The following is a 24,350-nucleotide window of genomic DNA, read 5'->3' on the forward strand; positions in this document are numbered from 1 at the left end:
AAATCGTCAACAATAGAGATTAAAGAAAAAAATAAAAGGTTAATGCCATGATTATTGTCATGAAAGTTGGTTCCCCGGAAATTGAAATCGAGCGCGTCAGTGCCGAATTCGAGGCATGGGGATTAAGTCCCGAAAAAATCGTCGGTAAGCATAAAGTTGTCATCGGTTTAGTCGGAGAAACCAGGGAATTAGACCCCCTACAAATCCAAGAATTAAGCCCTTGGATCGAAACCGTCCTGCGAGTCGAACAACCCTTCAAACGCGCCTCTTTAGAATACCGTCACGGCGAATACAGCGAGGTTTTAGTCCCCACTCCTAACGGTGTTATCCCCATCGGCAGAAATCATACCGTTAGCATTGTCGCCGGCCCCTGTTCGGTGGAAAATGAAGCGATGATCGTGGAAACTGCCAAACGAGTGGCGGCAGCCGGAGCGCAATTCCTCCGCGGTGGTGCCTACAAACCCCGCACTTCTCCCTATGCTTTCCAAGGTCACGGGGAAAGCGCTTTGGAATTACTAGCGGCGGCTAGAGATGCCAGTGGTTTGGGTATTATCACGGAAGTAATGGACGCAGCGGATCTCGATAAGATTGTCGAAATAGCCGACGTGGTGCAAGTGGGGGCGCGCAATATGCAGAATTTTTCCCTCCTGAAAAAAGTTGGGGCGCAACCGAAACCGGTCCTACTCAAGCGCGGCATGGCGGCCACTATTGAAGATTGGTTGATGGCGGCAGAATATATCCTCGCAGCAGGAAATAGCAATGTCATTCTCTGCGAACGCGGTATCCGCACCTTTGACAGTAAATATACTCGCAATACCCTAGATTTATCCTGTATTCCCGTTTTAAGAACTTTAACTCACCTGCCGATCATGATCGATCCTAGCCACGGTACGGGTAAATGGGAATATGTCCCGACCATGGCCATGGCTTCCCTGGCAGCCGGGGCCGATTCCTTGATGATCGAGGTACATCCTAACCCGGCAAAGGCCCTATCTGATGGGCCGCAATCCTTGACCCCCGACCGATTCGATCGATTAACTCAGGAGTTAGCGGTCATTGGTAAGACGATCGGGCGTTGGCCCCAGGTTCCGGCACTGGTTTGATAAGATGATCAGGGGGTGAGTCAACCCCCTTTTTTGGGCATAAATTTCGCTTTTCGGGGCAGTTATGGTGACAGTTCCTCTGGAGTTAAATACTAGCGAAATCCGGGCAGAAAGACGGGTTACTTTTTATCATCTCAGTTGGTTATCCTATCAGCAAATTTTACAGGCACTAGGGGAAAATAATCGCGCCCATTTATTTTATGATCGTGGCACTTTAGAGATTACTATGCCCCTAGAAGAACACGAGTTTTATCGAGAATTAATCGGATTATTTATTCGGATTTTGGTGGTAGAATTGGGTTTAAAAATTAAAAGTATGGGTTCCACAACTCTAGCTAGGGAAGATTTAGAACGAGGAGCAGAACCCGATAATGCCTACTATATTCAAAATCAAGCTAAAGTGCTAGGAAAAAGGATTAATTTAACTGAAGATCCGCCCCCAGATTTAGTGGTGGAAGTGGATATCACCCATACGGATATTAATAAATTAGCACTTTATGCCCGTTTGGGAGTGCCGGAATTATGGCGTTTTAATGGACAAATCTGGCGCATTTATCGGTTAGAAAAGGGGGTTTATCAGGAAGGAGAATTTAGTCCGACTTTTCCCCTAGTTCCGAAAACTAAACTCTATGAATTTTTAGCCACTGCTAAAGAGGATGAAGTGAGGGCAGAAAAGAATTTAAGAGCATGGCTTGTTAGTCAACTAGCTAAAAATAATTGACTAGGGCAGTTGAGGTAATTATGGTGACAGTTCCTCTGGAGTTAAATACTAGCGAAATCCGGGCAGAAAGACGGGTTACTTTTTATCATCTCAATTGGTTATCCTATCAGCAAATTTTACAGGCACTAGGGGAAAATAATCGCGCCCATTTATTTTATGATCGTGGCACTTTAGAAATTACTATGCCCCTAGAAGAACACGAGTTTTATCGAGAATTAATCGGACGTTTTATCTATTTTTTGGTGTCCGAATTGGGTTTAAAAATTAAAAGTATGGGTTCCACAACTCTAGCTAGGGAAGATTTAGAACGAGGAGCAGAACCCGATAATGCCTACTATATTCAAAATCAAGCTAAAGTGCTAGGAAAAAGGATTAATTTAACTGAAGATCCGCCCCCAGATTTAGTGGTGGAAGTGGATATCACCCATACGGATATTAATAAATTAGCACTTTATGCCCGTTTGGGAGTGCCGGAATTATGGCGTTTTAATGGACAAATCTGGCGCATTTATCGGTTAGAAAAGGGGGTTTATCAGGAAGGAGAATTTAGTCCGACTTTTCCCCTAGTTCCCAAAACTAAACTCTATGAATTTTTAGCCACTGCTAAAGAGGATGAAGTGAAGGCAGAAAAGAATTTAAGAGCATGGCTTGTTAGTCAACTAGCTAAAAATAATTAACTAGGGCAGTTTTTGAGGTAATTATGGTGACATTTTATCTAGAGTTAAATACTAACGTTTCTTGTCAGGCTGATAATTTCTTTTCCCAATTTAATATTGTTTTATTCGTGTATCCAAATGTTCGGACTGTTGCATTTAATCCCATGCCTTCCATCCTAGCTTTCAATACTTTGACAATTTTCGAGGGATTTCGCTAGAATACAGAAAGCGGTAAAGCGCGTAAGGGATCACGGAAACCTCCCGCTCCTTTGTACCTCGGAACAAATATCGCCCTTGAAAATGTAATGGTGACGGGTCAAGCAGGATAGAAGCTTAACGGCTAAGGTCAATTCTGCCCACAAATAAAATTCAGATCCGTCCGCCGCCGGGCAGTCGGTAGACGTTAAACTAAAACGCTTGTGGATTCGGTCTGACGGGGGCATAGTCTTCCGATTGTGTCTAGTTAAGAGGAGTAGAAGCAAGAATCTCCAGTCACAGCGTAGCTTGACGGCGAGAGTGTCAATAACTGTTGACTGTTGAATGGGACATAACTGTGGATATTCGCTTAATCGTTGTCGATGTGGATGGAACGATCGCCGGTGATAACAATCAGGTTAATCCAGCTGTGGTGCAAGCTGTCTCGGCCGTCCAAAAAAAGGGAATTCCCGTCGCTATTGGCACTGGTAGGATGTACCGCTCGGCTTTACGTTTTCATAAACGCCTTAAATCCACTTTACCTTTAATTGCTTACAATGGCGCTTGGATTCAAGATCCTGTTTCCCAAGTTCACCATCGACATACTCCCATTTCCCCCGACTTGGCGATCGATCTTTTAGATTATCTCGAACAACCCCAATGGAAAGAGAAAATCTCCCTTAATTTTTATATGGACGATGTGCTTTATGTGCGGCAATTAAACGCGGAAACGGAATTCTATCGGCAGCGATCGGGTATTATTGCCCAAGCAGTGGGAGATTTACGCAAAGTTGCCCACAAAACCACTAAAATCCTGGCCATGGGGGAAGATAAGCAATTTATCGCCGAGATTTGGCATCATTTACAGCAACGCTATCAAAATCAAGATTTATACTTTACCCAATCGAGTCCGACTTTTTTTGAAGTTACCCACGTTGAGGCCACTAAGGGAAGCGCCACCCAATTTTTGGCCGAAGATATCCTAGGATTACAACCGCAAAACGTTATGGCGATCGGTGATAATTTTAATGATGTTTCTATGCTCACCTATGCGGGTGTCGGTGTTGCCATGGGTAATGCTCCCCAAGCTGTTAAGGATCAAGCCGATTGGGTTGCCCCTAGTGTAGACTTAAATGGGGTTGCCGTGGCCTTGGAAAAGTTTGTTTTAATTTGAGGAATTGGGGAGATGGGGAGATGGGGAATTGGGGAGATGGGGAATTGGGGAGATGGGGAATTGGGGGAATTCAACTAAAACCCTACAACCCTAAGACCCTAAAACCCCAACACCCTAACACCCTAACACCCTTTTCATCGAGAAAATTATGACTATTAATACGCAAACTGTTACGATTCCTAACAAAGATATTGACATAGATGCCTATTTAGCCATTCCCGATCGGGTGGGAATTTATCCGGCAATTATCGTGATTCAGGAAATATTCGGCGTAAACGACCATATTCGCGATGTCACCCGCAGAATTGCCCAAGAAGGCTATATAGCGATCGCTCCTGCCATTTATCAGCGATTCGCTCCGGGTTTTGAAACGGGGTACAGTATAGAAGATATAGAAATCGGTCGTCAGTACAAAGAACAAACCAAAGCAGCCGAATTAATCAGCGATATCCAAGCCACCATCGATTATCTTTATAGTTTGCCACAGGTGCAAAAAACCGGTGTCGGCACGATCGGTTTTTGTTTTGGTGGTCATGTGGTTTATCTTGTCTCCACTCTAGAGGATATCAAAGTTAGTGCCTCTTTTTACGGTGCGGGAATCACCACGGGAACCCCTGGGGGTGGCCAAGGGACAGTGAAGGTGACTCCCCAAATCAAGGGGACAATCTACGCATTTTTCGGGATGTTAGATGCGAGTATTCCTCAAAAGCAAGTGGATGAGATAGAAAACGCATTAATCCGTTATCAAATTCCTCATCGAGTTTTCCGCTATGAAAATGCCGACCATGGCTTTTTCTGCGACCAAAGGGCTAGTTATAATGCTAATGCGGCCAAATCTGCTTGGGATCATGTGCTAGAGTTATTTAGCCTTCTTAAATCTTAATGGTCTGACCCCTCAAGCTTCAGCTTACACTGGAAGCAGATCGAAATTATACTTGTAACCATTCTATTTATCATGACACCGAACCCTGCCTTTTCCATGGACGATTTTGCCAAAGCTCTTGATCAATACGATTATCAATTTGAAAAAGGGCAGATCGTGCGCGGGAGAGTCGATCAACACACCTCCGATGGAGCATTCATCGATATTGGCGGCAAATCCTCCGCTTTTATTTCTTTAAGGGAAATTTCCCTGGAAAATGTTACTTCCATTGCCGAAGCTTTACCCATAGATGCAGAATTCGATTTTCTGATTACCCGTGGACAGGACGCGGAAGGACAAGTTACCCTGTCTCTGCGGCAATTATTACTACAAAAAGCTTGGGAAAATGTCAGGGAAATCTCCGAAAGTGGCAAGTCGGTGCAGCTGCGCGTCACGGGGGTGAATAAGGGGGGAGTGACGGGGGAAGTGGAGGGATTAAAAGGATTTATCCCTCGCTCCCATTTAATCGAAAAAAATGATTTAGATTCCCTCATCGGACAACTTTTAACCGCAACTTTTATTCAAATCGATCAAGAAAATAATAAATTAGTTTTATCTCAGCGAGAAATTGCTCGCGCTAACGCTATCAGTCAATTAGCTGTGGGTAAATTATTAAGTGGCACCGTGGTTAAATTACAACCCTACGGTGTCTTTGTCGATTGCGGTGGAGTGACGGGATTACTCCATGCTAAACAGGTGACAGGAGCCTCTTTTAATTCTCCCATGACTTTCTTTAAAGTTGGTCAAGCAATTAAAGTGGTAGTCGCGGAAATTGACGAATATAAAAATCGCATTTCCCTATCCACAAAAATCCTCGAAGCGCACCCCGGCGAAATTCTCGAAAACTTTGCAGAAGTCATGGAAACAGCAGCAGAAAGATTAAAACAAGCTCAGGGAAAAAACCCAGAAAGTTAGCGTAGGGTGGGTTAGGCGACAATAACTTAGATATTTTACCACCTATTTAGTATTCGCCGTAACCCACCATCAGTTATCAGGTGAATTTGTCTCCTGTCTCCTGTCTCCTGTCTCCTGTCTCCTTTTTACTTGACAAAGATGTTTCAAGATCGGATAGCAATTTTAGGGACTATGCACGGAAAAGAGCGGGTAATTGCACCGATTTTAGCGCAAGAAATAGGCCTTAAGGTGATTGTACCCGATAATTTTGATACCGATCGCTTTGGCACTTTTACCCGGGATATTAAGCGCATCGGGACACAAATTGAAACCGCTCGCAGCAAGGCACAACAAGCGATCGAGCTTTCGGGATACGATATCGGAATTGCTAGTGAGGGTAGTTTTTATCCCTATCCCCACTTGCCGTTGATTTCCTGTAATCGTGAATTGATTTTATTGCTCGATCGAGTCCATAATCTAGAAATAATTGGTCAAGCAATAGTCACGGAAACTAATCACGCTCAACAAACTGTAACTAATCTAGCAGCTGCTTTAGAATTTGCCGAAAAAATCGGGTTTCCTAGTCATGGTTTAGTGGTGATGTTTGATAAAAATTCTCTCGACTCTGAGCATATTTTTAAGGGAATTACTGACCAGAAAAATTTAGTTAAAATTGTTGAAGATATTCTTGACAAAAACGGCAAAGTACACCTAGAAACCGATATGCGCGCTATGCACAATCCCACGAGGATGAAAGCAATTGTTGCTGCGACAGCAAATCTTGTTCAGAAACTTAATCAATTATGCCCTAATTGTGGTTGTCCGGGGTTTGATATTATCGAAATAACATCGGGTTTACCCTGTGGTTTATGTCACTTTCCCACCTCTTTGATTAAACTGGAACTATACGGTTGTCAAAAGTGTGATTATCGAGAAGAAAAACTCTTTCCCAACGGTCAAAAAACTGCCGATCCAATGTATTGTGAATATTGTAATCCCTAAAGATAGCTTTTCTATGGAAAGAATTTTAGAACCAGAAGTAATGGATGATCGGGAAGAAGCGATCGAATATGATGCCATGGACTTCACAGAAGTTAATACTAATTTCGCTAAAGAAGCCGTACAATTGGCCGGTATTAATGCTAGGGTGTTAGATGTAGGAACCGGTACTGCACGCATTCCGATTATGATCAGTCAACTACGTCCCCAATGGCAAATTATCGCTATTGATCTGGCCGATTCTATGTTAGAAATTGGTCAAAAAAATATCCTTAATGCTAACTGTCAAGAACAGATAAAATTGGAGAAAGTTGATGGAAAAAATCTTCCCTACCAATCCGAGCAATTTGATTTAGTTATTTCTAATAGTTTAATCCATCATCTCGAAAATCCTCTGCCTTTTTTACGGGAAATTAAGCGAGTTTTAAAACCGAATGGTGGCATTTTTTTAAGAGATTTATTCCGTCCCGATTCCGAGGAAATAATCCAGGGGATGGTGAGGGAAATCGATCCTAATTTTTCTCCCCGACAAGCGCAACTATTTAAAGATTCTCTCCATGCCGCTTTTACCCTAGCAGAAATCGCCGATTTAATCCAGCAGTCGGGATTAAAAAATGTTAAAATTTATCAGTCTTCTAATCGTCATTGGACAGCCATAAAAACAAGTAAAAACTAATCACTAAATCAGGGAAAAATTGAGTTATGAAAGTTGGATTTTTGGGAACAGGATTAATGGGAACGCCAATGGTAGAAAGATTATTAAATCAGAAAATTTCTGTTATTGCCTATAATCGCACCTTAGAAAAATTGACAGCTTTACAGCAGTTAGGAGCCAAAACAGTTAGCTCTCCTGAGCAAGTAATTCAGGAGGCAGATTGTCTGATTTTAATGTTAACTAATGCCGCCGCTATCCAAGAGGTTTTAGGATTAAATTCTGAGCAATCTAACTTCAATAATCGGACTATTATCCAGATGGGAACTATTGCTCCTTCTGAAAGTAAACAACTGCGAGATCAAATTGTGGCTAAAGGGGGAGAATATCTAGAAGCACCCGTGTTAGGAAGTATTCCTGAAGCTAAAAATGGGACTCTCTTAGTTATGGTGGGAGCAACGGAGAAACAGTTCCATCAATGGTCAAATTTATTAGCACATTTTGGTCAAGAACCGATGTTAATCGGGGAAGTGGGAACCGCCGCGGCGTTAAAATTAGCTTTAAATCAATTAATTGCCGCTCTAACCAGTGCTTTTGCTTTGAGTTTAGCTTTTTTATCCCAGCAAGGAGTAGATCTAGAAAAGTTCATGACTATCCTGCGTCAAAGTGCCTTATATGCGCCTACTTTTGACAAAAAATTAACCAGAATGTTAGAAGAAAATTATGCTAACCCTAATTTTCCTACTAAACATTTACTCAAAGATGTTAATCTCTTTTTAGAGGAATCGGAGAAGTTAGATTTAACCACTTTTCCCCTAACAGGAGTACAGCGCCTTCTTGAAAAAGCTTTAGAAATGGGATTCGCAGAGGAAGATTATTCAGCTTTATACGAAGCGCTGAAAAAAGAATTAAGTAGGTAGGCGTTAAAAATTATCAGACACCCCCCTTATCAAGCGTAGGGTTGATTCATGAATCAACCCTACCTTATCAAGGGGGGGCAGGGTAGGGTTGATTCATTTAAATTAAGTACAGCGGATTTTGAGTCAATAAATTTGAATGAAAATTCTCAAGTTTATCTTTTTCTAATCAAAAGAGTTAGTGACAATAACTAATCTTTAATCCTCTGCCAATATTGATTATGAATAAATTGATAAAGCCTGTTTCCAAGCCACTAAAAGCCTATCTCTCTTGAAATTGTCTGAGAGTACATCCTGTTAATTTAGCTAATTTTTCTGCTTCTTACGTCGATAAAACTATCAGTTTTTCCCAACGTTCAGCTAACCACCTCTGTCCCTCTGTTATTGAGAGAAAACCCAAACCTCTGAAAAGATTCAATCCTATAGTTGTGAGAATTGACCAATTGCTGGCCGCTTGAAAATCACTTATCTCGCTTTTATCTTCCTCAAAAATTACATCTTTTACCCAATGTAACTGATTTTCTATTTTCCAATGTCCTCGAATAATTTTAGCAAATACTTGAGCGGATTCGGTTAGGCTACTGATATAGTAAGCTGTTTCTTCATAGGTTTTATCCCCGCGACTACCCTTTCTTTCTACTTTAATAACTCTTCGCAGATTTTCAAACCCTTGTCTTTCATTTTTTCTCACTTTAAAAACTTCTATTTTTCTTGATATTTTTCGTCCATGACTATTATCTTGTTCAAGAAAGCAACTTTCTGGCTTTGAGGAATTACTCAGGTCTTGTATTCGCTTATAAAGATTTTTCTGATTTCCTTTAACGGTGATAACATAGTCATTTTTACTCTTGGCTATTAAGCTGATTGTTTTTTTCTGACAGTGTAAAGCATCGCCAGTAAAAACTTTATTTTGGAGAGAGCAATCCTCAATTATAGCTTGCCCTTCGTCGATTTCAGACCCTTTTTTGTTTTCGATTCTTTTTAAGTGTAATACTAATCCACTTTCTTGACTAAACAATGAGACAAACATGATAAAATTTTGTTGTTCATTATTAGGATTCTTTAGGGTGTTTTTGAGACTTTTTCCATCCATACCTAGCCAATTTATATCATCTCTTTGTCCATATTCTTCTAATGCCCATTCATTAAACATTTTTAACAAACTCTGCCAGTCAACTCCCATCATTACCCTTCTAATTGTTGAATAGGATGGGACTCTTTCTGGAATTATGTTAAATTCTTTACTGAGCCTGTGCCGATTATTTTTAGCAAACTCTCCTAGTTCTCTATAACCTGAGTATCCTAGCATTGTTCCCAGTATTATTACTACTAATACTATCCATAAAGGGTGTCTTTTTCCTTTATCTTTCCGAAAGTCCTTGACTTGTTTCAGTTTTTCTATTAAGCTCAACATATATTTAAAAGGTTGGCGGTCACTTATCATTTTACCTGATATTGATCGCTTTTACTTTTGATATTCTGATGGGAGAATGAAACAGCCCTAGGGGGCAGGGGGGATCGAACCTAAAATCCATTTTTAATTTAATTATAACCAGCTACTTATAAACCGCTTGGCAACATCAAAACGACTCTCTTTGGTTTGTCTAGTCGAACAACTGATAGGAGAAAAACCGATAAAAGGCTTTAAATTTTCCTTAAGCTTTGTTGAGGTGGCCGGAAGAGGGGGTTAGAGTGGGAAGTGATGGAATTTTGGGCATATTTTCCTATGACGCTGACTGAATTTGGATTATTAGCGGGTTTACTTGTCCCCGGTATCCTGCTCTCGATTTTGGTGATGGTGAGTTTTGCCAAAGGGGGTTAAAAACCGATAGAGACACCGATGAAAGTGTCTCTATCTTTTTGGGGTGAAGATTAATCTATTTTTGGTTTTTTGCCCAATTTAATTGATTCTGTAGCTAACAAAATTGATTCTAAATGATGGCGCTTCTCCACTTGACCGAGGAAATAACCTGTCATCATCGCTGAAGCGAGAAGATTCGCCAAATTCTCGCGGTCGGTGGTAATTTGTACCGCAAAGTCCTCTGAGGGCAACATTCCCACCAATCCCTTGACGTTTTGCGAGATAATATCTTTAATTTCGCTACTGACCGATTGGGCTATTCTCTCAAGGGTTTCAGGATGCTGCTGCTGGAGATACTGCATCAGACAGTTATCATTTTGTTCTTCGGTTTCCCAGGGAAAAAAATCAGGATTAAAAGTCATCAGAACTCCCACGCTGTAGTGGTTATTGGATCTAGGTTAACAAATCGCTCTTCTTGATTGCCCGAAGTCCCCCCATCTTCCTCAAGTTTAGCTCAGTGATCAGAAATATTCACCCCTAATATACCCTCTCTCTCCTTATTCCTGATCGGTAGCTTCCAGAATACCCTGTTCCCTAAGATTGTCAACCTCGAAATATTGATGAAATTTATCGGTTACTTCTAACCAGTAGGATCTACCCTCGTTTTGCTTGCGTTTTCTCACAAATCCTCGTTCTACCAAGTCCTGAACCTGTTGATAGGCCGTACTGCCTCGTAAATTAATTAAATCCGCTTGCAAAATCGGTTCTTTCAGTGCGATCGCTGCTAAAGTACGGAGGGTTCCTGTGCCTAATTCGGCCGGGATCAGGTCTTCGATCAAATTCTGATAAGCTGACCGCAATTGTAAACTATAACCGAGGGGGGTTTCCACCACTTCCAAGGCACTATCCCGGTGGGCATAATCGGACATTAACTCGATCATGGCATCTTCCACCGTCAAGCGATCGCTGTTGGTTAATGTCACCATCTCGGTTAAGGGGACAGGCTGCCCTTTTAGGTAAAGTATCGCTTCTAGACGGGTAGCTAGTCTGATCTCTTGGTGTGCTTCCGCGCTCAATCTCGACTACCTAAGTTTAGACAATGATTTAATATTCTACTAGAAGACGAACGAGAAAATTATGGAAACTTTTTGGAGTCAGGTTTTAGACTTTTGTTATCAGGCTACCGAGCAGGTGGGCGATCGCTTACTGGCTGATTTTGGCAAATTACAGGCCACCAATAAAGCAGATGGGACTTTAGTGACGGCTGCCGACCGTTGGTCTGATGGGGAATTGCGATCGCTAATTGCCCGCACTTTCCAGGATCATGGAGTCCTAACCGAGGAAACTACCCATATTTTCCCGGATCAAGAATGGTGTTGGGTCGTGGATCCAATCGACGGCACGACTAATTTTACTCGCGGTATTCCCATCTGGGGCATTTCCCTAGGACTTCTCTACTGGGGGACTCCCGTGTTCGGATTTGTTTATCTCCCCTGCCTAAAACAGGCCTATTATGGTTATTGGTACGGTGAGACGGGTTTAACCGGTCCAGAGGGAGCCTACCGTGATGGTCAACCGATTCACACCAGCGAAGATTTTCCCAGCAAAAATCATCTTTTCAATCTCTGCGCTCGTAGTACAGATATATTTAAAAATCCCTTTCCCTGCAAAGTGCGGATGATAGGAGTGGCTAGTTATAATCTGCTTTTGGTTGCCGATGGCACGGTTTTGGGAGGAGTGGAAGCAACCCCGAAAGTCTGGGATATTGCTGCGGTTTGGGCAATTCTACAGGCCGCTGGCGGAGTATTTATCTCTTTAGGAGAAAAGATTTTTCCCTTGCAGGTGGGGGAAAATTATAGCGATCGATCCTATCCCTGTTTAGCCGTGGCTCGATCGAATTTAGCGCCGGTTTTCTTGCCTTTAGTCGGTTTTCTCAAGGATGTTGCTTGAATGGAGAATTGCTCAGGTTAGAATAGCTGCATTTATTGGTTTTATCTTTATTTAGGGCTGGCTGAATAAATCTAAAAACCTTGTTGGATAATATCTTTAAGCTTGTTTGAAATCAAAAACTGCCAGCCCTTGGAGTGATCAGGGGGGAAATTTAGGCACTTTTTGCCTGAAAATTAGGTAATTGACCCCCTAAAAATCGCTAAAACCCTACACCCCACACCCTACACCCCACACCCTGCCCCCACGAATTTATTTCATGAGTTTTGATACTTCCTCTCTCAGCGAACGCAACGATAAAGCCGAAGTCTATCAGCCAGTAATTATTCGCCTCGAAAATGTATCTAAAATCTACGGCAGTGGCGAAACCATGGTTAAAGCCCTTAATAACGTCAATTTGAGCCTGAAAAAAGGGGAATATTGCGCTATTATGGGGGCTTCGGGTTCGGGAAAATCCACGGCCATGAATATTATCGGCTGTCTTGATCGTCCCACCTCGGGGTCTTATTATCTAGAAAATCTGGACGTTTCCACGCTGCCGGATGGGGATTTAGCCCAGATTCGCAATCGTAAAATCGGCTTTGTTTTCCAGCAATTCCATCTTTTACCCCAGATGAGTGCGCTGGAAAATGTCATGTTACCAATGATTTATGGTGGGGTTTCTCCCCAAGAAAGAAAGGAAAGAGCGATCGCTGCTTTAACGAAGGTAAAATTAGATAATCGACTGCACAATAAACCCAATCAATTATCGGGGGGACAACAGCAGCGCGTTGCTATTGCTAGGGCAATTGTCAATCAACCCATATTATTACTTGCTGATGAACCGACGGGGGCCCTAGACTCGAAAACTACCCAAGAGGTGATGGCTATTTTCTCGGAATTGAATAACAGTGGCATTACTATCGTCATGGTAACTCACGAGGCTGATGTGGCGCGTCACTCTCAGCGCATTATCTGGTTTAAGGATGGTGAAGTGGTTTATCCTAATCTCGCACCGACGGATTTACACGAGGTGATTGGGTAGGGTAGGGATTTTTCAGTTATCAGTGAAAAGAAAACGGCAACTTCCTAATTAGATATCTGTTAGGGATTGGGAAGAAAACCAAAAAGTTTGGCTGCCCCTCCTAAAATGGCAACAACCAAAGCGATTAGAATCCCTCGATTGGTAAATTCCTGATTAGCGACTCTTGCAGTTAATCCTTTAATTTCTGTGGTTAGTCGCTCATCTAGGGCTTTAATCTCCCCTTTTAACTCCGATTGTCCTATCTCTAGCTTGTTAACATCTCTTTGTAGAGAGTCTATTTTCCCCTCGATCCTTGTCAGAACAGCTTCTAGGGAATAAGTCACGGTTTCGTTAGACATGAGCTAGACTCCTATATTTTGCTATGTTGCGGTCTCGCTATTTAGGGTTTGCTGAAAAAGTCATTGAAAAGTACAGGTCTCTTAATCAATGATTTCACTTAGCTACAAGCATAAGCTTTAGTTGTTGATTAATTTTTAAATTATAACTTATCCTAATCATTGACCGAGAAAAAGTGCTGTTTTTCCATTTCAGACATAAAAAAGCCCAAAAAACCTGCCTCAACAGGTTAGAAAGATTCATGACTAAAAAAGTAATAGCAATCGCTGAAAAGGAAGTATGAGGAAGTTTAGCCATCACTTTACCTAAGCTAAATCTTCTTTTCCCTTGTCCAAATTTGCCCTCTATACAATTCCGAATCCTCTCATCATCAGTAGCTTGTTTCTTTTGTTCTTTACTAACATTTTTGGCTGGTCTTCCTAATGGGGGACCACTGATTCTGATTCCCCTTTCTTTACACCAAGCTCGGTTTTCTCTGGTTCGATAAATTTTGTCCACATGAACTGATTCTGGATAGTATCCTGTATAGTCATAATAAGCTTCTATTTGTGCTTTTAAATCTCCCGATTCATTAAAGTTATCCCAACTAATCCGGTCTAAAAATATGTAACCATCTATACAGCTTGCTGAGAATTTGGCCCCAAATTCTACGGGTTTTCCAGCTTTTCCTCTGACTATCGGACGGATGTGGGGTTGAGTTAAGCTGACAATTCTGTCTTCAATACTCTGTTTGTTATTTTGGTACATCCAGAGTTGTTGGCGATAAACTTCTGTGACTACTAATAACAGTTTATAGTCTCTTTTTTTCAAGCTTTGTAGAGAGGCTCCTTCTGCTAAAAGTTGTTCAATATGGTCGAGATTTCTTTTCAGATATTGCAGTTGTCTTTTTAGAGCTTTTCGTCTTTGTTTGACGGTAGGTTTTCTTTTTTTTGCTACTTCTAAATAACTTTTTCTGGCCAGGAGACGATAGGTTCTCGGTTTTTGAACAAGTTTTCCTTTTATAGTTTCCTAGAGAATATCAATAATTTTTTCGGTTTGTTTTCTTCCTTGATTTAACAGGTTTAAATCCGTAGGATAACTAATATCTGCGGGCGCACAACTGGCATCTAAAATTAATTTACCTCGATTTTCTGGTTGACTTTGGGTTTCGCTCTCTAACTTTTTTTCGGTGTTTTCTTCTTCTTTTATTTCTCTCGAATTTTTGACCATAAAGCGATTCACTTTATTAATTAGTTCCCGAGTGATTCTTTCTCGAAAGTGAACCAACATTGACGCTTCAAACTGGGGTTCATTGCTGTAGGCTGAAAACCCCAAGAAGTATTGTAAATAAGGATTTTCCTTGATTTGTTCTACCGTTTCTCTATCGCTTGTTCCTAATTTTTCTTTAATAATTAATGCTCCGAGTGCTGTCCTAAATGTTTTGGCGGGTGCGCCCATTTCTTCTGAAAAAAGTGATGCGTATTCCGCTTCAAATTCTGACCAGGGAATGAGGTTGGCCATAATTACCCAACGATTATCTTGGGATAATTTCCCCTCAAAGGGCAGCTCGAAGTTTTCTGGTGGGGTTGAGGGTAACTCGCTTTTACGGTACATTAGCACTAATTAGAGAAGATGCAAGGGTGATGCAAGGGTTTTAAGAGATTCTAGCAGATTTAAGTGCATTTGGGAAGCTCTCAATCAAGCTAAAAGCCCTTTCCTGTAAGGTTTTTAGATTTATTCAGCAAACCCTATTTAGGGGTTGCCACCGAGTAGAGAAAATCTGATGCTGACGGTGATTATTGCCCCGATACCAGCACTAATTCCCCCAACAATCAGAGGTAAAATTAACCCCCGAAATCCCTGTAAGTCAGAAACAGACTTAACTAAAACAGATTGCTCGTTTTCTACTTTTTCTAATCTTTTATCGATGCCCTCAATCTTAAAGCCTAAGGCTTTAATCTCCCCTTTTAACTCCGATTGTCCTATTTCTACTTTGGTTAATCGTTCATCGATTTTGTCTATTTTTCCCTCAATCCTTGTCAGAACAGCTTCTAGGGAATAAGTCACGGTTTCGTTAGACATGAGCTAAACTCCTATATTTTGCTATGTTGCGATTGCGCTATTTAGGGGTTGCCACCGAGTAGAGAAAATCTGATGCTGACGGTGATTATTGCCCCGATACCAGCACTAATTCCCCCAACAATCAGAGGTAAAATTAACCCCCGAAATCCCTGTAAGTCAGAAACAGACTTAACTAAAACAGATTGCTCGTTTTCTACTTTCTCTAATCTTTTATCGATGCCCTCAACCTTAAAGCCTAAGGCTTTAATCTCCCCTTTTAACTCCGATTGTCCTATTTCTACTTTGGTTAATCGTTCATCGATTTTGTCGAATTTTTGATTAACATCTTTTTGTAGAGAGTCTATTTTCCCCTCGATCCTTGTTAGAACAGCTTCTAGGGAATAAGTCACGGTTTCGTTAGACATGGGCTAAACTCCTATATTTTGCTATGTTGCGGTCTCGCGTAGCGAGCGCGTTGCGACCGCCTAATCTTCTTTGGGCGCGATTGCTCCAGTGGGGACTAATTCTGATAATTCTCCAGGCTGTACTCGTTAGCGATCGCATTAAAATAATGACACAATCAATTAAAAGTATAATAATACTAAATCCGTTGAGTAACGCACAGAAAACGGGTTTCTCGGAGAAACCCGTTTTCTACTCATGCAAAAGGCAAAAGGGAGAATAAATAATCATTCTTTAATAACCGGATCTAATATTAGTAAAAATTATCAATTGAATGTTAAGAAGTGCGGAAAGTGGGATTTAATACTGCTCACTTAAAACTCAAATCTGATAACTGGTAACTGGTAACTGATAACTGATAACTGATAACTCCTTAGATTTCGGGGGCTTTTAGGGAATAAAGGGAGAAACTGGGGGTTTTTGCCTTTGCCTGTTGCACTAAACTGGGGACAGAATTACGCACTAGGGCGGTTAATTTATTGGTAGTAGCATCGTAAATCGTCGTCGCCACTTTGGGATAGAGTCCAATGCCGATAATTGGCACTAATAGAGAAGCGATGATAAAGACTTCCCGGGGTTCCGCATCCACTAGGGCATGGTGTTCTTCTAATTCCTTATTTTCCGGCCCGTAGAGAATTTCTCGCAACATGGACAAGAGATAAATCGGGGTGAGAATGACACCGATAGCCGCTAAAAAGACGATGATGACGCGGAAAGTGGGACTATAGGCATCACTGGTGGCAAAACCGATAAATACCATTAATTCCGCCACAAAACCGCTCATCCCGGGCAAAGCCAGGGAAGCGAGGGAACAGGTAGTCCACATGGCAAAAACTTTCTTCATTTTCTTGCCGACACCGCCCATCTCGTCTAACATCAGGGTATGGGTGCGATCGTAGGTACAACCGACCATAAAGAATAAACTCGCCCCAATCAGTCCGTGGGAAATCATCTGTAACATCGCCCCACTTGTGCCAATATCGGTAAAGGAAGCCATACCAATCAAGACAAATCCCATGTGAGAGATGGAAGAATAGGCAATTTTGCGCTTAAGATTGCGTTGGGCAAAGGAGGTTAAGGCGGCGTAGATAATATTAACTACCCCTAAAATCACCAAAACGGGGGCGAAAACGGCGTGAGCATCGGGTAACATCCCCATATTCATCCGTAAGAGCGCATAACCACCCATTTTAAGCAAAATTCCCGCTAGTAACATATGGGCGGGGGCAGTGGCTTCGCCGTGGGCATCTGGTAGCCAAGTATGGAGGGGGAAAATCGGCAGTTTTACCCCGTAGGCAATCAGAAAACCAGCGTAGAGGAATAATTGCAGTTTCAGGGGGAAATCCTTGCCAGCAATAGTCACCATGTCAAAGGAGACGGTATCGCCATAAAAAGCCATCGTCAGCGCCGCTACAAGGATAAATAGAGAGCCTCCGGCGGTGTAAAGGATAAATTTGGTGGCCGCGTAGAGACGGCGTTTACCGCCCCAAATGGAGAGGATCAGATAGACGGGGACTAATTCTAATTCCCAGACGAGGAAGAACAGTAACAGATCCTGTACGGCAAACACCGCAATCTGTCCCCCGTACATCAACAGCATTAGGAAGTAGAATAGTTTCGGTTTAAAAGTCACCGGCCAAGCCGCTAAGATAGCCAGAGTGGTGATAAATCCCGTTAAGATAATCAGAGGCATGGAGAGGCCATCGGCTCCTAAGGACCATCTTAGGTCAATTTCGGGCAACCATTGGTAACTTTCCACTAATTGCAGATTGGGATTAGCGAAATCGTAACTGCTATAGAAAGCGTAGATAATTAGGGCAAAGTCGATTAATCCCACCGTCAGAGCAAACCATCTCACGGTTTTACCGTCTTTATCGGGAATTATGGGAACCAATAAAGCGGCGACGATGGGAAAAAGGATGATGGCAGTTAACCAAGGAAAGTTCGTTAGATTCATCGGCTGTTTTAATATTTATTTAATCGTCAGAATCGAGAAATTAAGCTAAGGCTTTTTGACGGTTTTACCTAGCAAAACCACCTTTTTTCTCTTGTTCTCGCGGTTACAGTTAACTGTACCTAAATCAATCTAGCAATTATTTTCCTGTCCTTGTCTGTTAATATTGTTAAGTTTCAAGAGACTGCTGGCCTAATTAGGGTTTGAGAGTTCAAAAATGGGAAAAATACCGATGAGGTTGCAGAAAATCTCTAAATTAAGTGGGTAGGTGTTAAAAATTGTCGGCTCCCCCGCATACTAATGGTAGGGTTGATTCATGAATCAACCCTACGATGAATCAACCCTACGATGAATCAACCCTACGATGAATCAACCCTACGATGAATCAACCCTACGATGAATCAACCCTACGATGAATCAACCCTAGGAGCAAGGGGGGAGGGGATAGTTCAGTTTAATCGGGTAAATCGAAGAGAACACCTGTCATATAACGCTCTGCCCATTCCCAACCAAAGGCTTTTTCTAGTACACGCCGAGTTTTATCGTTTTTTTGCTGTTGACTACAATAATCCCGTTGTCCCTGTAAATAAATGCGCGCTTCTTCCCCAGAAAGAGGCTGACTTTCCCTAGCACATTTGCAGTGAATTGTCAAGAAATCTGTAACTCTTTGTAAAAATTGTCGTTCCTCGGCGGCGGTTTCGGGACGAATAAACAGACAATATTGGGAGAAAATATGACCCCAAGGCGGTAAATCACGAGCTTGGGCGAAATCAGCCCCAGGTAGAGCCGCTAAAGCTTGATTATAGGCACTAGGGAGAGTTTTATCGCCACTGGTGGGAGAAAGATCCACAATAGCGGCACTGATTCCCGCTTTGCCGGAGACTATATCACATCCGAACATCGGCAGCGGATATTCTGGACGGGGGAACATGACACAGTGGAGAATATCCAAACCATTGCCCAGTTTAGCCAATTCTAGGTGCATTTTGCGGAACTGGGGAGTTTGATAGCAGCGATTCTCGATAATTAATTTTTCCCCTTCTAAACGTCCCTCCACATAGCCTAAACCTTCCGGCAACTCAAAGGGCGACAAATCAAGATAATTTTCCCAGTGGGACAGAATTGCCGTGGCTAATTGTCCAATCAGGGGATGAAGTAACGGTAAAATTTCAGGCGTGGTAACGGCTATCATGGGTCAGTAATCAGTAATCAGTTATCAGTAATCAGTAATCAGTTATCAGTAATCGGCTTTTTTCTCCTTATCTCCCCTGCTCACCTCTCCCTTCTCCCCTCTCCTGTCTCCTGTCTCCTGACATCTAAAATCCACTTTACCTCATGGAGCGATCGAGATTAGAACTGGGAAACATAAAATTAACTTTTTGATCCTTCTCCCAATTTACCCTATGGTTAGCAGTGCCACTCGTCCAAGACCTTCCTTAAAAACCCTCTGGCAAAAGATAGAATCTTCTCCCTTGCCGGAAACCGAGGAATCGATTATTTTAAGAATTCTGGTGCAAGCTTTAGTAATCGTCGGTATTATCGCCACCGATGTGGCTACTGATAGTTATACCAGTATTTGGGCCGTTCCTCTCAGTATTATCGGCGGAATCTGGAGTTGGCGACGCAGGAAAAAGCGCAATATCGGGGCAAAATTTTGTATAGCGATCGGAATGTTGGTAGTGTTGGCGCTATTCTTGGGTGATATAGTTGCGATGCAGGATAGTCGCATTGCCCTAACACAATTATTAATTCAACTGCAAATTCTCCATAGTTTTGACCTGCCCCGACGCAAAGATTTAGGTTATTCTATGGTAATCGGTTTAATTCTCTTGGGAGTCGCCGGGACAATCTCCCAAACCCTCGCTTTTGCGCCTTGGTTAATCCTCTTTCTGCTTTTATCCCTACCTACCCTAGTTTTAGACTACCGTTCTCGTTTAGGTTTAGATAATCTCAATCAGAGTCTCCCTTTCTTCTCAAGGAAATCCCCGCGTCTAGCCACAAAAAAATTAGTTTCCCCGCCAAATTCCCCCCTTTCTCCCAAACGTTTTGGGATTTTCTTTCTGACAATTCTCCTCTTGGGATTGACAATTTTTGCCCTGATGCCGCGTTTTCCGGGTTATCAAATTCAATCTTTTCCCGTCAATAGTCCAGGAGGTATGGAAAATCAGGATTTTGAACAGGGAGACAGACAAATCGTTAACCCCGGCTATGTGCGCGAGGGTGAAACGGGGAATGGTGGCGTAAATGGCGGTAATAGTCCCACTACAGGGTCAGGACAGTTAGATTCCACCTTTTATTACGGTTTTAACCCCCAAATCAACCAAAATTTGCGGGGAAGTATGACTCCCCAGACAGTCATGCGGGTACGTTCCCAAGCCCCCGGATTCTGGCGGGCTATGGCCTTTGATCGCTATACTGGTCAAGGGTGGCAAATCTCGCGAGATCAAGAAGTGGAGGATTTAAATCGCAGTAGTTGGTCCTATCGCTTTTTTGTGCCGCTACCTGCAACCCAAGCCAAAACCCATCAGGTAGTCCAAACTTACAGCATTGTCTCCAGTTTACCGAATATTATCCCCGCTCTTACTTCGCCTCAGTTTCTCTTTTTTCCTACCCGACAGGTATCTTTAGACCGAGAAAATAGCTTAAGGTCGCCGGGGGGGTTAGCGGAAGGGCTAACTTATACTGTAATCTCACAAGTGCCGGAACGCAATCGCAGCCAACTGCGATCGGCACCAGAAACCTACCCTAAGTCTATTCTCAAGCATTATTTACAAATTCCTGCCGAAATTGCCCCGAAAGTCCGCCGAAAAACCGAGGAATTGCTGGCAAAATCTCCCACACCGTTAACCTCTCCCTACGAGAAGGCCCTATATTTAGCCCAAGCATTGAAGCAAAACTACGAATTAAAAGCCGATTTGCCCTTTTTAGCCGAAAATGAGGATTTAGTCTCGGCCTTTTTGTTTCGTTTTCAGGGGGGTTACGCCGATCATTTTTCCACCGTGTTAACGATTATGTTACGCTCGATCGGTATTCCTGCCCGATTAGCCACCGGTTTTGCTCCTGGCCAGTTTAATCCTTTCACTGGCTTTTATGTTGTCCAAAATACGGACGCTTACGCCATCACAGAGGTGTTTTTCCCCGGTTACGGTTGGTACAATTTCGATCCTATCCCGGGCCACGAATTAATTCCCCCATCCTTTGAGCAAGCGGAACCTTTTAGCGTCCTCAAGCAATTTTGGCAATGGGTAGCCGGATGGTTGCCCTCCCCAGTAACGGGTTTTCTCGGTCTGATTTGGGAAAATGTTATCGTTACTATCGGTCAGTTATTGGCCTGGTTATGGCGCTTTATTTCCGGCAGTCTTTTAGGGGGAATTCTCGGCGGTTTAGTCGGGGTCGTCTTCGCTTACGCTGGTTGGTTAGGATGGGGACAGTTCCATCGTTGGCGTCGGGGTCGCCGGTTAGCAAAACTACCACCAATCGAGCGTTTATACCAGCAAATGTTAGGAATCTTAACAGAAGCCGGTTATGGCAAACATCCCGCTCAAACCCCTTTAGAATACGCCGCCGCCGCCCGCCGCGTCCAACCGCCGCCAGTGGCGAATATTATCGAGGAGATTGCTCGCGCCTACGTTGATTGGCGTTATGGCGGGAAATCGGCTAATATTGAGAGATTACGCCAACGTTTTCGAGAGTTGCCCAAGCTAGTGAAAAAGTGAGCTTGAGCCTATAGTTAGGGTTTGCGGCAAAAAGTTTTTCAGCAAATCCTAAATAATCAATAACTGGATTTAGTATTACGGGTTAAGAAACCGAGAAAACGGGTTTCTTTAGGAAACCCGTTTTCTGGACCTCGGTGCTTAACCTAACGGTGCTGGGGATATTTATAATAAGGTAATAAACTGATCCACGCTCAACTCGGCGTCTCTAATAATTGAACGCAAAGTTCCCTTTGCCAGTTTGGGGTGATCTGGGACAACAACCTGAGAAAATGGGTTATCTCGACGAAGAATAACGTGACTGCTTTCTCGTCGTTTTTGGTAAAAGCCGACTTTCTCCAGCACCTTAATACAGTCCTTGCCTGAAACACTCGGTAGCTTACTCACACAACCGCCAGAAATGTTTCCAATGTATCCTCTGGAATCGGCAGTCCGTCTTCCGCTAAAGCCGCAATATAACCGGCAATCGCCTCTTTTATATTAATCAAGGCTTCTTCTTTCGTTTTTCCCTGACTAACACAGCCTTTGAGACTTGGACACTCCACAATCCAATAGCCGTCTTCGTCTCGATATACAATGACTTGCCTCATTTTTCCACTCGCTTTTTAAGAAGTGTTAATAATTACCCCTAATCATAGCAAACAACTCAGCCAAATTTATTTACCGTTCCTGCATTAGCCTTCCCCCCAACGTCATCTCTAGATTTAGTCAAGGCGCTGAAGAATACTTACACTAGCGGCGTTGGTTTTTCGCAACCAAAGTAAATTACATATCTTAAATTGAGAGTAACTAAACTTGACAATCAGTTTAACAATGCGCTAGAGTAAATGAAACTTCTAGACTGTAACGCTGGCGGAAGGGAGGCTATTAATTTCGACTGATTTTTTTTACTAATAACTAAACTAAGAAAATATAATTATGACAAAATATCAAACAGAAACCCTAATCAAAGTTCCTTTAGATGTTGCTGAAACTTATTGGAATGCAACGGAAGAAGAGCGTCAAAAAATAGCAGAAAAAATCGCTTTTTATGTTCAATTTTCAAATTTATCTAGAAAAGAATCTCTGGAGAAATTATATAAAACGATGGATACTATTGGACAAAAAGCACAAGAGAGAGGATTAACCACTGAAATTTTAGAATCTCTCTTAAATGAAGATAACTAAACGCTTTGTTCTCGATACCAATGTTATTATCAGTTAATATCGAGAGATTAAGCCAACGTTTTCGAGAGTTGCTCAAGCTAGTGAAAAAATGAGCTTGAGAGCAGTTATCTTAATGGTGAGGTAGGAAGTTTTCGTTTTGGGGAGTCGGTCGCCGGTCGTCCATAGCAAATTAGGTTACACTTCATCTTGATGAGAAAGGCTATAAATAACACTATGTTAAGAAATGTAACGAAGGACAAAACCCTTACTGTTGCCTTGTCTGCACAGTTAACTTTATTTTTGTCCGACTACCGATAATTCTCAGCCAGCAATTTATAAGCAGATCAATGTCATCTTGTCAAGTATTTGAACAATCAATTCAGATTAAAGCTAGTGCCACGACGGTGGAGCGTTGTATCACGGATTTAGAGTTAATGCGTCGTTGGTTGAATCCGGTGTTAGTTTGTGAACCTATCGGCGATTGGAAGACCGATATCGGTGGGAGAAGTCGTTTTTTGATTCAAATCCCCCTAATTCAGCCAACGCTGAAAAGTACGGTGATTGAGAGGGAACCGGGGTTAATTGTCTGGCAATTTGAAGGCTTTTTTCGCGGTTGCGATCGCTGGGAATGTCAACCCAATGATGGCGGCACTTGTTTAATCAATCGTTTTGAGTTTGCGATTCCTAATCCGGTTGTGGGGTGGGGATTCCAGCAATTCGCCGCCAAATGGACTAAAAAGGATATGGAAGCGCAATTAAGACGCTTAAAACGAGTAGCCGAGGAAATTTATCTACTTTCAGCAACAAGTTAAGCTGATGGGGTGGTAAGCGGGGGGTTTTGGGGATGGGAGAATACCCTCACCCCCAACAGCTAACCCCTGATCCCTAATCGATCGAGATCGACTGGGGACTGTTGCCGTTATCCTGATTATTGTCGTTAAAACTGACTAATCCCTGCTCTTCTAACCATTTTTTGAGGGGATCGTCCGAAAGTTTCAAGCGCAGTAATCCAGAGGCAAAACCACCGAAAAAAGCGATCGGTTGTTGAATCAGTTCTTTAACAACGGGTTGTAATTCATCGAGAAACATCTTATTCTATCTCCTGATATTGTCACACCTATCAATGTTAAGTTAATTGAAGTGATTCTGTAAGACTAGCATGACTGAAACTCCCAACACGGTGAAAAAATCTTTCCGGCTAACCCCGTTTATTTTCCTAGGAATACTGCTCATTTGGCTAGGAATTAGGTTAATCGCTCCCGATAGCGTCAGTTTATTCGCCGGTACTCGTCCCGATTATTTGGGAGTCAGGGAAGGTAAACTGGCTCCTTGTCCGGTCACTCCTAATTGTGTTAGTAGTCAGAGTCAGGATCAGGCTCATGCGATCGAACCCCTTAGTTATCAGGGTAGCGGTGAAAAAGCGATCGAGCAATTAGCTAAAATTATCGCCTCCCAACCGAGAACTAAAATTATTAACCAAGATAGTAACTATCTCTACGCCGAATTTAGCAGTCAATGGATGGGATTTGTCGATGATGTGGAATTTTCTCTTAATCCTAGCAAAAATGCGATCGATGTTCGCTCGGCCTCCCGGTTAGGAGAATCGGATTTAAATGTCAATCGAGAACGAGTGGAAACCCTGAGAAAACTCTTTTCAGTGATCAGTAATCAGTAAACGGTGAACTGAATCAGAG

26 protein-coding genes and 1 pseudogene are annotated in these 24,350 nt (G+C 42.5%); 15 read left to right on the forward strand and 12 right to left on the reverse strand.

Going from position 1 to position 24,350, the window contains the following annotated elements:
* Positions 1–47: 47 nt before the first annotated feature.
* The 9 genes from aroF (at position 48) to MAE_RS02845 (ending at position 8,236) form a co-directional block, all read left to right on the forward strand.
* On the forward strand, positions 48–1,103 hold the full coding sequence (gene aroF / locus MAE_RS02805; RefSeq protein WP_002750796.1) for a 3-deoxy-7-phosphoheptulonate synthase: 1,056 nt from the start codon (positions 48–50) through the stop codon (positions 1,101–1,103).
* A 64-nt stretch (positions 1,104–1,167) separates the two neighbouring features.
* Positions 1,168–1,824: a Uma2 family endonuclease gene (locus MAE_RS02810; protein WP_012264234.1), complete on the forward strand. Its 657-nt coding sequence runs from the start codon at positions 1,168–1,170 to the stop codon at positions 1,822–1,824.
* A gap of 20 nt (positions 1,825–1,844) precedes the next feature.
* Positions 1,845–2,501, forward strand: a complete 657-nt coding sequence (locus MAE_RS02815) for a Uma2 family endonuclease (protein ID WP_012264235.1) — start codon at positions 1,845–1,847, stop codon at positions 2,499–2,501.
* A gap of 532 nt (positions 2,502–3,033) precedes the next feature.
* A complete protein-coding gene (locus MAE_RS02820; RefSeq protein WP_012264237.1) occupies positions 3,034–3,849 on the forward strand; it encodes a Cof-type HAD-IIB family hydrolase in 816 nt (271 codons plus the stop codon).
* Positions 3,850–3,997: 148 nt separating this feature from the next.
* On the forward strand, positions 3,998–4,732 hold the full coding sequence (locus tag MAE_RS02825; protein ID WP_004163077.1) for a dienelactone hydrolase family protein: 735 nt from the start codon (positions 3,998–4,000) through the stop codon (positions 4,730–4,732).
* 96 nt (positions 4,733–4,828) lie between these two features.
* Positions 4,829–5,686 carry a S1 RNA-binding domain-containing protein gene (locus MAE_RS02830; protein WP_041803732.1) on the forward strand — a complete coding sequence of 286 codons (858 nt, stop codon included), beginning with the start codon at positions 4,829–4,831 and terminating at the stop codon, positions 5,684–5,686.
* A gap of 138 nt (positions 5,687–5,824) precedes the next feature.
* Positions 5,825–6,667, forward strand: coding sequence for a DUF6671 family protein (locus MAE_RS02835; protein WP_012264239.1), 843 nt, complete (start codon positions 5,825–5,827; stop codon positions 6,665–6,667).
* 13 nt (positions 6,668–6,680) lie between these two features.
* Positions 6,681–7,340: a class I SAM-dependent methyltransferase gene (locus tag MAE_RS02840; protein WP_012264240.1), complete on the forward strand. Its 660-nt coding sequence runs from the start codon at positions 6,681–6,683 to the stop codon at positions 7,338–7,340.
* Between the two features lie 26 nt (positions 7,341–7,366).
* The gene (locus MAE_RS02845; RefSeq protein WP_012264241.1) at positions 7,367–8,236 is read left to right on the forward strand and encodes an NAD(P)-dependent oxidoreductase; all 870 of its coding nucleotides are present in this window, start codon (positions 7,367–7,369) and stop codon (positions 8,234–8,236) included.
* Between the two features lie 319 nt (positions 8,237–8,555).
* On the opposite strand, the gene MAE_RS02850 is transcribed toward MAE_RS02845, so the two are convergent.
* The 3 genes from MAE_RS02850 to scpB all read right to left on the reverse strand — a co-directional run bounded on the left by MAE_RS02850 (position 8,556) and on the right by scpB (position 11,110).
* Positions 8,556–9,647, reverse strand: a complete 1,092-nt coding sequence (locus MAE_RS02850; RefSeq protein ID WP_012264242.1) for an ISAs1-like element ISMae8 family transposase — start codon at positions 9,645–9,647, stop codon at positions 8,556–8,558.
* A gap of 458 nt (positions 9,648–10,105) precedes the next feature.
* A complete protein-coding gene (locus MAE_RS02855) occupies positions 10,106–10,456 on the reverse strand; it encodes a DUF760 domain-containing protein (protein WP_002803308.1) in 351 nt (116 codons plus the stop codon).
* 135 nt (positions 10,457–10,591) lie between these two features.
* Positions 10,592–11,110 (reverse strand): SMC-Scp complex subunit ScpB, encoded by a 519-nt coding sequence (scpB, locus tag MAE_RS02860; RefSeq protein WP_002737651.1) that lies wholly within the window; start codon positions 11,108–11,110, stop codon positions 10,592–10,594.
* Positions 11,111–11,171: 61 nt separating this feature from the next.
* Between scpB and MAE_RS02865 the strand changes: the two genes are divergently transcribed.
* Both MAE_RS02865 and MAE_RS02870 read left to right on the forward strand, forming a co-directional pair.
* On the forward strand, positions 11,172–11,984 hold the full coding sequence (locus MAE_RS02865; protein ID WP_004163085.1) for an inositol monophosphatase family protein: 813 nt from the start codon (positions 11,172–11,174) through the stop codon (positions 11,982–11,984).
* A 256-nt stretch (positions 11,985–12,240) separates the two neighbouring features.
* Positions 12,241–13,005 carry an ABC transporter ATP-binding protein gene (locus MAE_RS02870; RefSeq protein WP_012264245.1) on the forward strand — a complete coding sequence of 255 codons (765 nt, stop codon included), beginning with the start codon at positions 12,241–12,243 and terminating at the stop codon, positions 13,003–13,005.
* Between the two features lie 59 nt (positions 13,006–13,064).
* Here the strand turns inward: MAE_RS02870 and MAE_RS02875 are convergent, their stop codons facing one another.
* From MAE_RS02875 to MAE_RS02905, 6 genes and pseudogenes are all read right to left on the reverse strand, one after another.
* Positions 13,065–13,343, reverse strand: a complete 279-nt coding sequence (locus MAE_RS02875; RefSeq protein WP_002735949.1) for a hypothetical protein — start codon at positions 13,341–13,343, stop codon at positions 13,065–13,067.
* A gap of 94 nt (positions 13,344–13,437) precedes the next feature.
* Positions 13,438–14,934 (reverse strand): annotated as a pseudogene (locus MAE_RS02880) (IS5-like element ISMae6 family transposase).
* A gap of 138 nt (positions 14,935–15,072) precedes the next feature.
* Complete coding sequence (locus MAE_RS02885) at positions 15,073–15,402, reverse strand: hypothetical protein (protein WP_002735262.1); 330 nt, start codon at positions 15,400–15,402, stop codon at positions 15,073–15,075.
* A gap of 41 nt (positions 15,403–15,443) precedes the next feature.
* A complete protein-coding gene (locus MAE_RS02890; protein ID WP_004163090.1) occupies positions 15,444–15,806 on the reverse strand; it encodes a DUF4164 family protein in 363 nt (120 codons plus the stop codon).
* Between the two features lie 410 nt (positions 15,807–16,216).
* Entirely contained in the window at positions 16,217–17,800 is a 1,584-nt protein-coding gene (gene ndhD1 / locus MAE_RS02900) for a photosynthetic/respiratory NAD(P)H-quinone oxidoreductase subunit D1 (protein ID WP_012264249.1), read from the reverse strand.
* A gap of 451 nt (positions 17,801–18,251) precedes the next feature.
* The gene (locus tag MAE_RS02905) at positions 18,252–18,989 is read right to left on the reverse strand and encodes a phycocyanobilin:ferredoxin oxidoreductase (protein WP_004163095.1); all 738 of its coding nucleotides are present in this window, start codon (positions 18,987–18,989) and stop codon (positions 18,252–18,254) included.
* A 211-nt stretch (positions 18,990–19,200) separates the two neighbouring features.
* Here MAE_RS02905 and MAE_RS02910 point away from each other — a divergent pair, with 211 nt between their 5' ends.
* Positions 19,201–21,513: a transglutaminase TgpA family protein gene (locus MAE_RS02910; protein WP_012264250.1), complete on the forward strand. Its 2,313-nt coding sequence runs from the start codon at positions 19,201–19,203 to the stop codon at positions 21,511–21,513.
* 162 nt (positions 21,514–21,675) lie between these two features.
* Here the strand turns inward: MAE_RS02910 and MAE_RS02915 are convergent, their stop codons facing one another.
* Together MAE_RS02915 and MAE_RS02920 are read right to left on the reverse strand one after the other, a co-directional pair.
* Positions 21,676–21,897 (reverse strand): type II toxin-antitoxin system HicA family toxin, encoded by a 222-nt coding sequence (locus MAE_RS02915; RefSeq protein ID WP_012264251.1) that lies wholly within the window; start codon positions 21,895–21,897, stop codon positions 21,676–21,678.
* Positions 21,894–22,100 carry a type II toxin-antitoxin system HicB family antitoxin gene (locus MAE_RS02920; RefSeq protein ID WP_004163097.1) on the reverse strand — a complete coding sequence of 69 codons (207 nt, stop codon included), beginning with the start codon at positions 22,098–22,100 and terminating at the stop codon, positions 21,894–21,896. Before MAE_RS02920 ends, MAE_RS02915 begins: the two co-directional genes overlap by 4 nt.
* A gap of 328 nt (positions 22,101–22,428) precedes the next feature.
* On the opposite strand from MAE_RS02920, the gene MAE_RS02925 reads away from it, so the two are divergent.
* Together MAE_RS02925 and MAE_RS02930 are read left to right on the forward strand one after the other, a co-directional pair.
* Positions 22,429–22,677: a hypothetical protein gene (locus MAE_RS02925; protein ID WP_012264252.1), complete on the forward strand. Its 249-nt coding sequence runs from the start codon at positions 22,429–22,431 to the stop codon at positions 22,675–22,677.
* Between the two features lie 326 nt (positions 22,678–23,003).
* Positions 23,004–23,468 carry an SRPBCC family protein gene (locus MAE_RS02930; protein ID WP_002778570.1) on the forward strand — a complete coding sequence of 155 codons (465 nt, stop codon included), beginning with the start codon at positions 23,004–23,006 and terminating at the stop codon, positions 23,466–23,468.
* Positions 23,469–23,541: 73 nt separating this feature from the next.
* On the opposite strand, the gene MAE_RS02935 is transcribed toward MAE_RS02930, so the two are convergent.
* Positions 23,542–23,745 carry a hypothetical protein gene (locus tag MAE_RS02935; protein WP_002778572.1) on the reverse strand — a complete coding sequence of 68 codons (204 nt, stop codon included), beginning with the start codon at positions 23,743–23,745 and terminating at the stop codon, positions 23,542–23,544.
* A 70-nt stretch (positions 23,746–23,815) separates the two neighbouring features.
* Here MAE_RS02935 and MAE_RS02940 point away from each other — a divergent pair, with 70 nt between their 5' ends.
* Positions 23,816–24,331 carry a DUF1499 domain-containing protein gene (locus MAE_RS02940; RefSeq protein WP_012264253.1) on the forward strand — a complete coding sequence of 172 codons (516 nt, stop codon included), beginning with the start codon at positions 23,816–23,818 and terminating at the stop codon, positions 24,329–24,331.
* Positions 24,332–24,350: the final 19 nt, after the last annotated feature.

The sequence above is a fragment of the Microcystis aeruginosa NIES-843 genome, from assembly GCF_000010625.1.
Classification (GTDB): Bacteria; Cyanobacteriota; Cyanobacteriia; order Cyanobacteriales; family Microcystaceae; genus Microcystis; species Microcystis aeruginosa.

Bases quoted from the DNA above. Each gene is read 5' to 3' on its own strand.
- MAE_RS02910 (WP_012264250.1), top strand. From the start codon at position 19,201: ATGGTTAGCAGTGCCACTCGTCCAAGACCTTCCTTAAAAACCCTCTGG.
- MAE_RS02930 (WP_002778570.1), top strand. From the start codon at position 23,004: ATGTCATCTTGTCAAGTATTTGAACAATCAATTCAGATTAAAGCTAGT.
- MAE_RS02905 (WP_004163095.1), bottom strand. From the start codon at position 18,989: ATGATAGCCGTTACCACGCCTGAAATTTTACCGTTACTTCATCCCCTG.
- aroF (WP_002750796.1), top strand. From the start codon at position 48: ATGATTATTGTCATGAAAGTTGGTTCCCCGGAAATTGAAATCGAGCGC.
- MAE_RS02940 (WP_012264253.1), top strand. From the start codon at position 23,816: ATGACTGAAACTCCCAACACGGTGAAAAAATCTTTCCGGCTAACCCCG.
- MAE_RS02890 (WP_004163090.1), bottom strand. From the start codon at position 15,806: ATGTCTAACGAAACCGTGACTTATTCCCTAGAAGCTGTTCTAACAAGG.
- MAE_RS02925 (WP_012264252.1), top strand. From the start codon at position 22,429: ATGACAAAATATCAAACAGAAACCCTAATCAAAGTTCCTTTAGATGTT.
- MAE_RS02885 (WP_002735262.1), bottom strand. From the start codon at position 15,402: ATGTCTAACGAAACCGTGACTTATTCCCTAGAAGCTGTTCTGACAAGG.
- MAE_RS02825 (WP_004163077.1), top strand. From the start codon at position 3,998: ATGACTATTAATACGCAAACTGTTACGATTCCTAACAAAGATATTGAC.
- ndhD1 (WP_012264249.1), bottom strand. From the start codon at position 17,800: ATGAATCTAACGAACTTTCCTTGGTTAACTGCCATCATCCTTTTTCCC.
- MAE_RS02920 (WP_004163097.1), bottom strand. From the start codon at position 22,100: ATGAGGCAAGTCATTGTATATCGAGACGAAGACGGCTATTGGATTGTG.
- MAE_RS02850 (WP_012264242.1), bottom strand. From the start codon at position 9,647: ATGTTGAGCTTAATAGAAAAACTGAAACAAGTCAAGGACTTTCGGAAA.
- MAE_RS02845 (WP_012264241.1), top strand. From the start codon at position 7,367: ATGAAAGTTGGATTTTTGGGAACAGGATTAATGGGAACGCCAATGGTA.
- MAE_RS02875 (WP_002735949.1), bottom strand. From the start codon at position 13,343: ATGTCTAACGAAACCGTGACTTATTCCCTAGAAGCTGTTCTGACAAGG.
- MAE_RS02855 (WP_002803308.1), bottom strand. From the start codon at position 10,456: ATGACTTTTAATCCTGATTTTTTTCCCTGGGAAACCGAAGAACAAAAT.
- MAE_RS02835 (WP_012264239.1), top strand. From the start codon at position 5,825: ATGTTTCAAGATCGGATAGCAATTTTAGGGACTATGCACGGAAAAGAG.
- MAE_RS02865 (WP_004163085.1), top strand. From the start codon at position 11,172: ATGGAAACTTTTTGGAGTCAGGTTTTAGACTTTTGTTATCAGGCTACC.
- MAE_RS02935 (WP_002778572.1), bottom strand. From the start codon at position 23,745: ATGTTTCTCGATGAATTACAACCCGTTGTTAAAGAACTGATTCAACAA.
- MAE_RS02830 (WP_041803732.1), top strand. From the start codon at position 4,829: ATGGACGATTTTGCCAAAGCTCTTGATCAATACGATTATCAATTTGAA.
- MAE_RS02870 (WP_012264245.1), top strand. From the start codon at position 12,241: ATGAGTTTTGATACTTCCTCTCTCAGCGAACGCAACGATAAAGCCGAA.
- MAE_RS02810 (WP_012264234.1), top strand. From the start codon at position 1,168: ATGGTGACAGTTCCTCTGGAGTTAAATACTAGCGAAATCCGGGCAGAA.
- MAE_RS02815 (WP_012264235.1), top strand. From the start codon at position 1,845: ATGGTGACAGTTCCTCTGGAGTTAAATACTAGCGAAATCCGGGCAGAA.
- MAE_RS02840 (WP_012264240.1), top strand. From the start codon at position 6,681: ATGGAAAGAATTTTAGAACCAGAAGTAATGGATGATCGGGAAGAAGCG.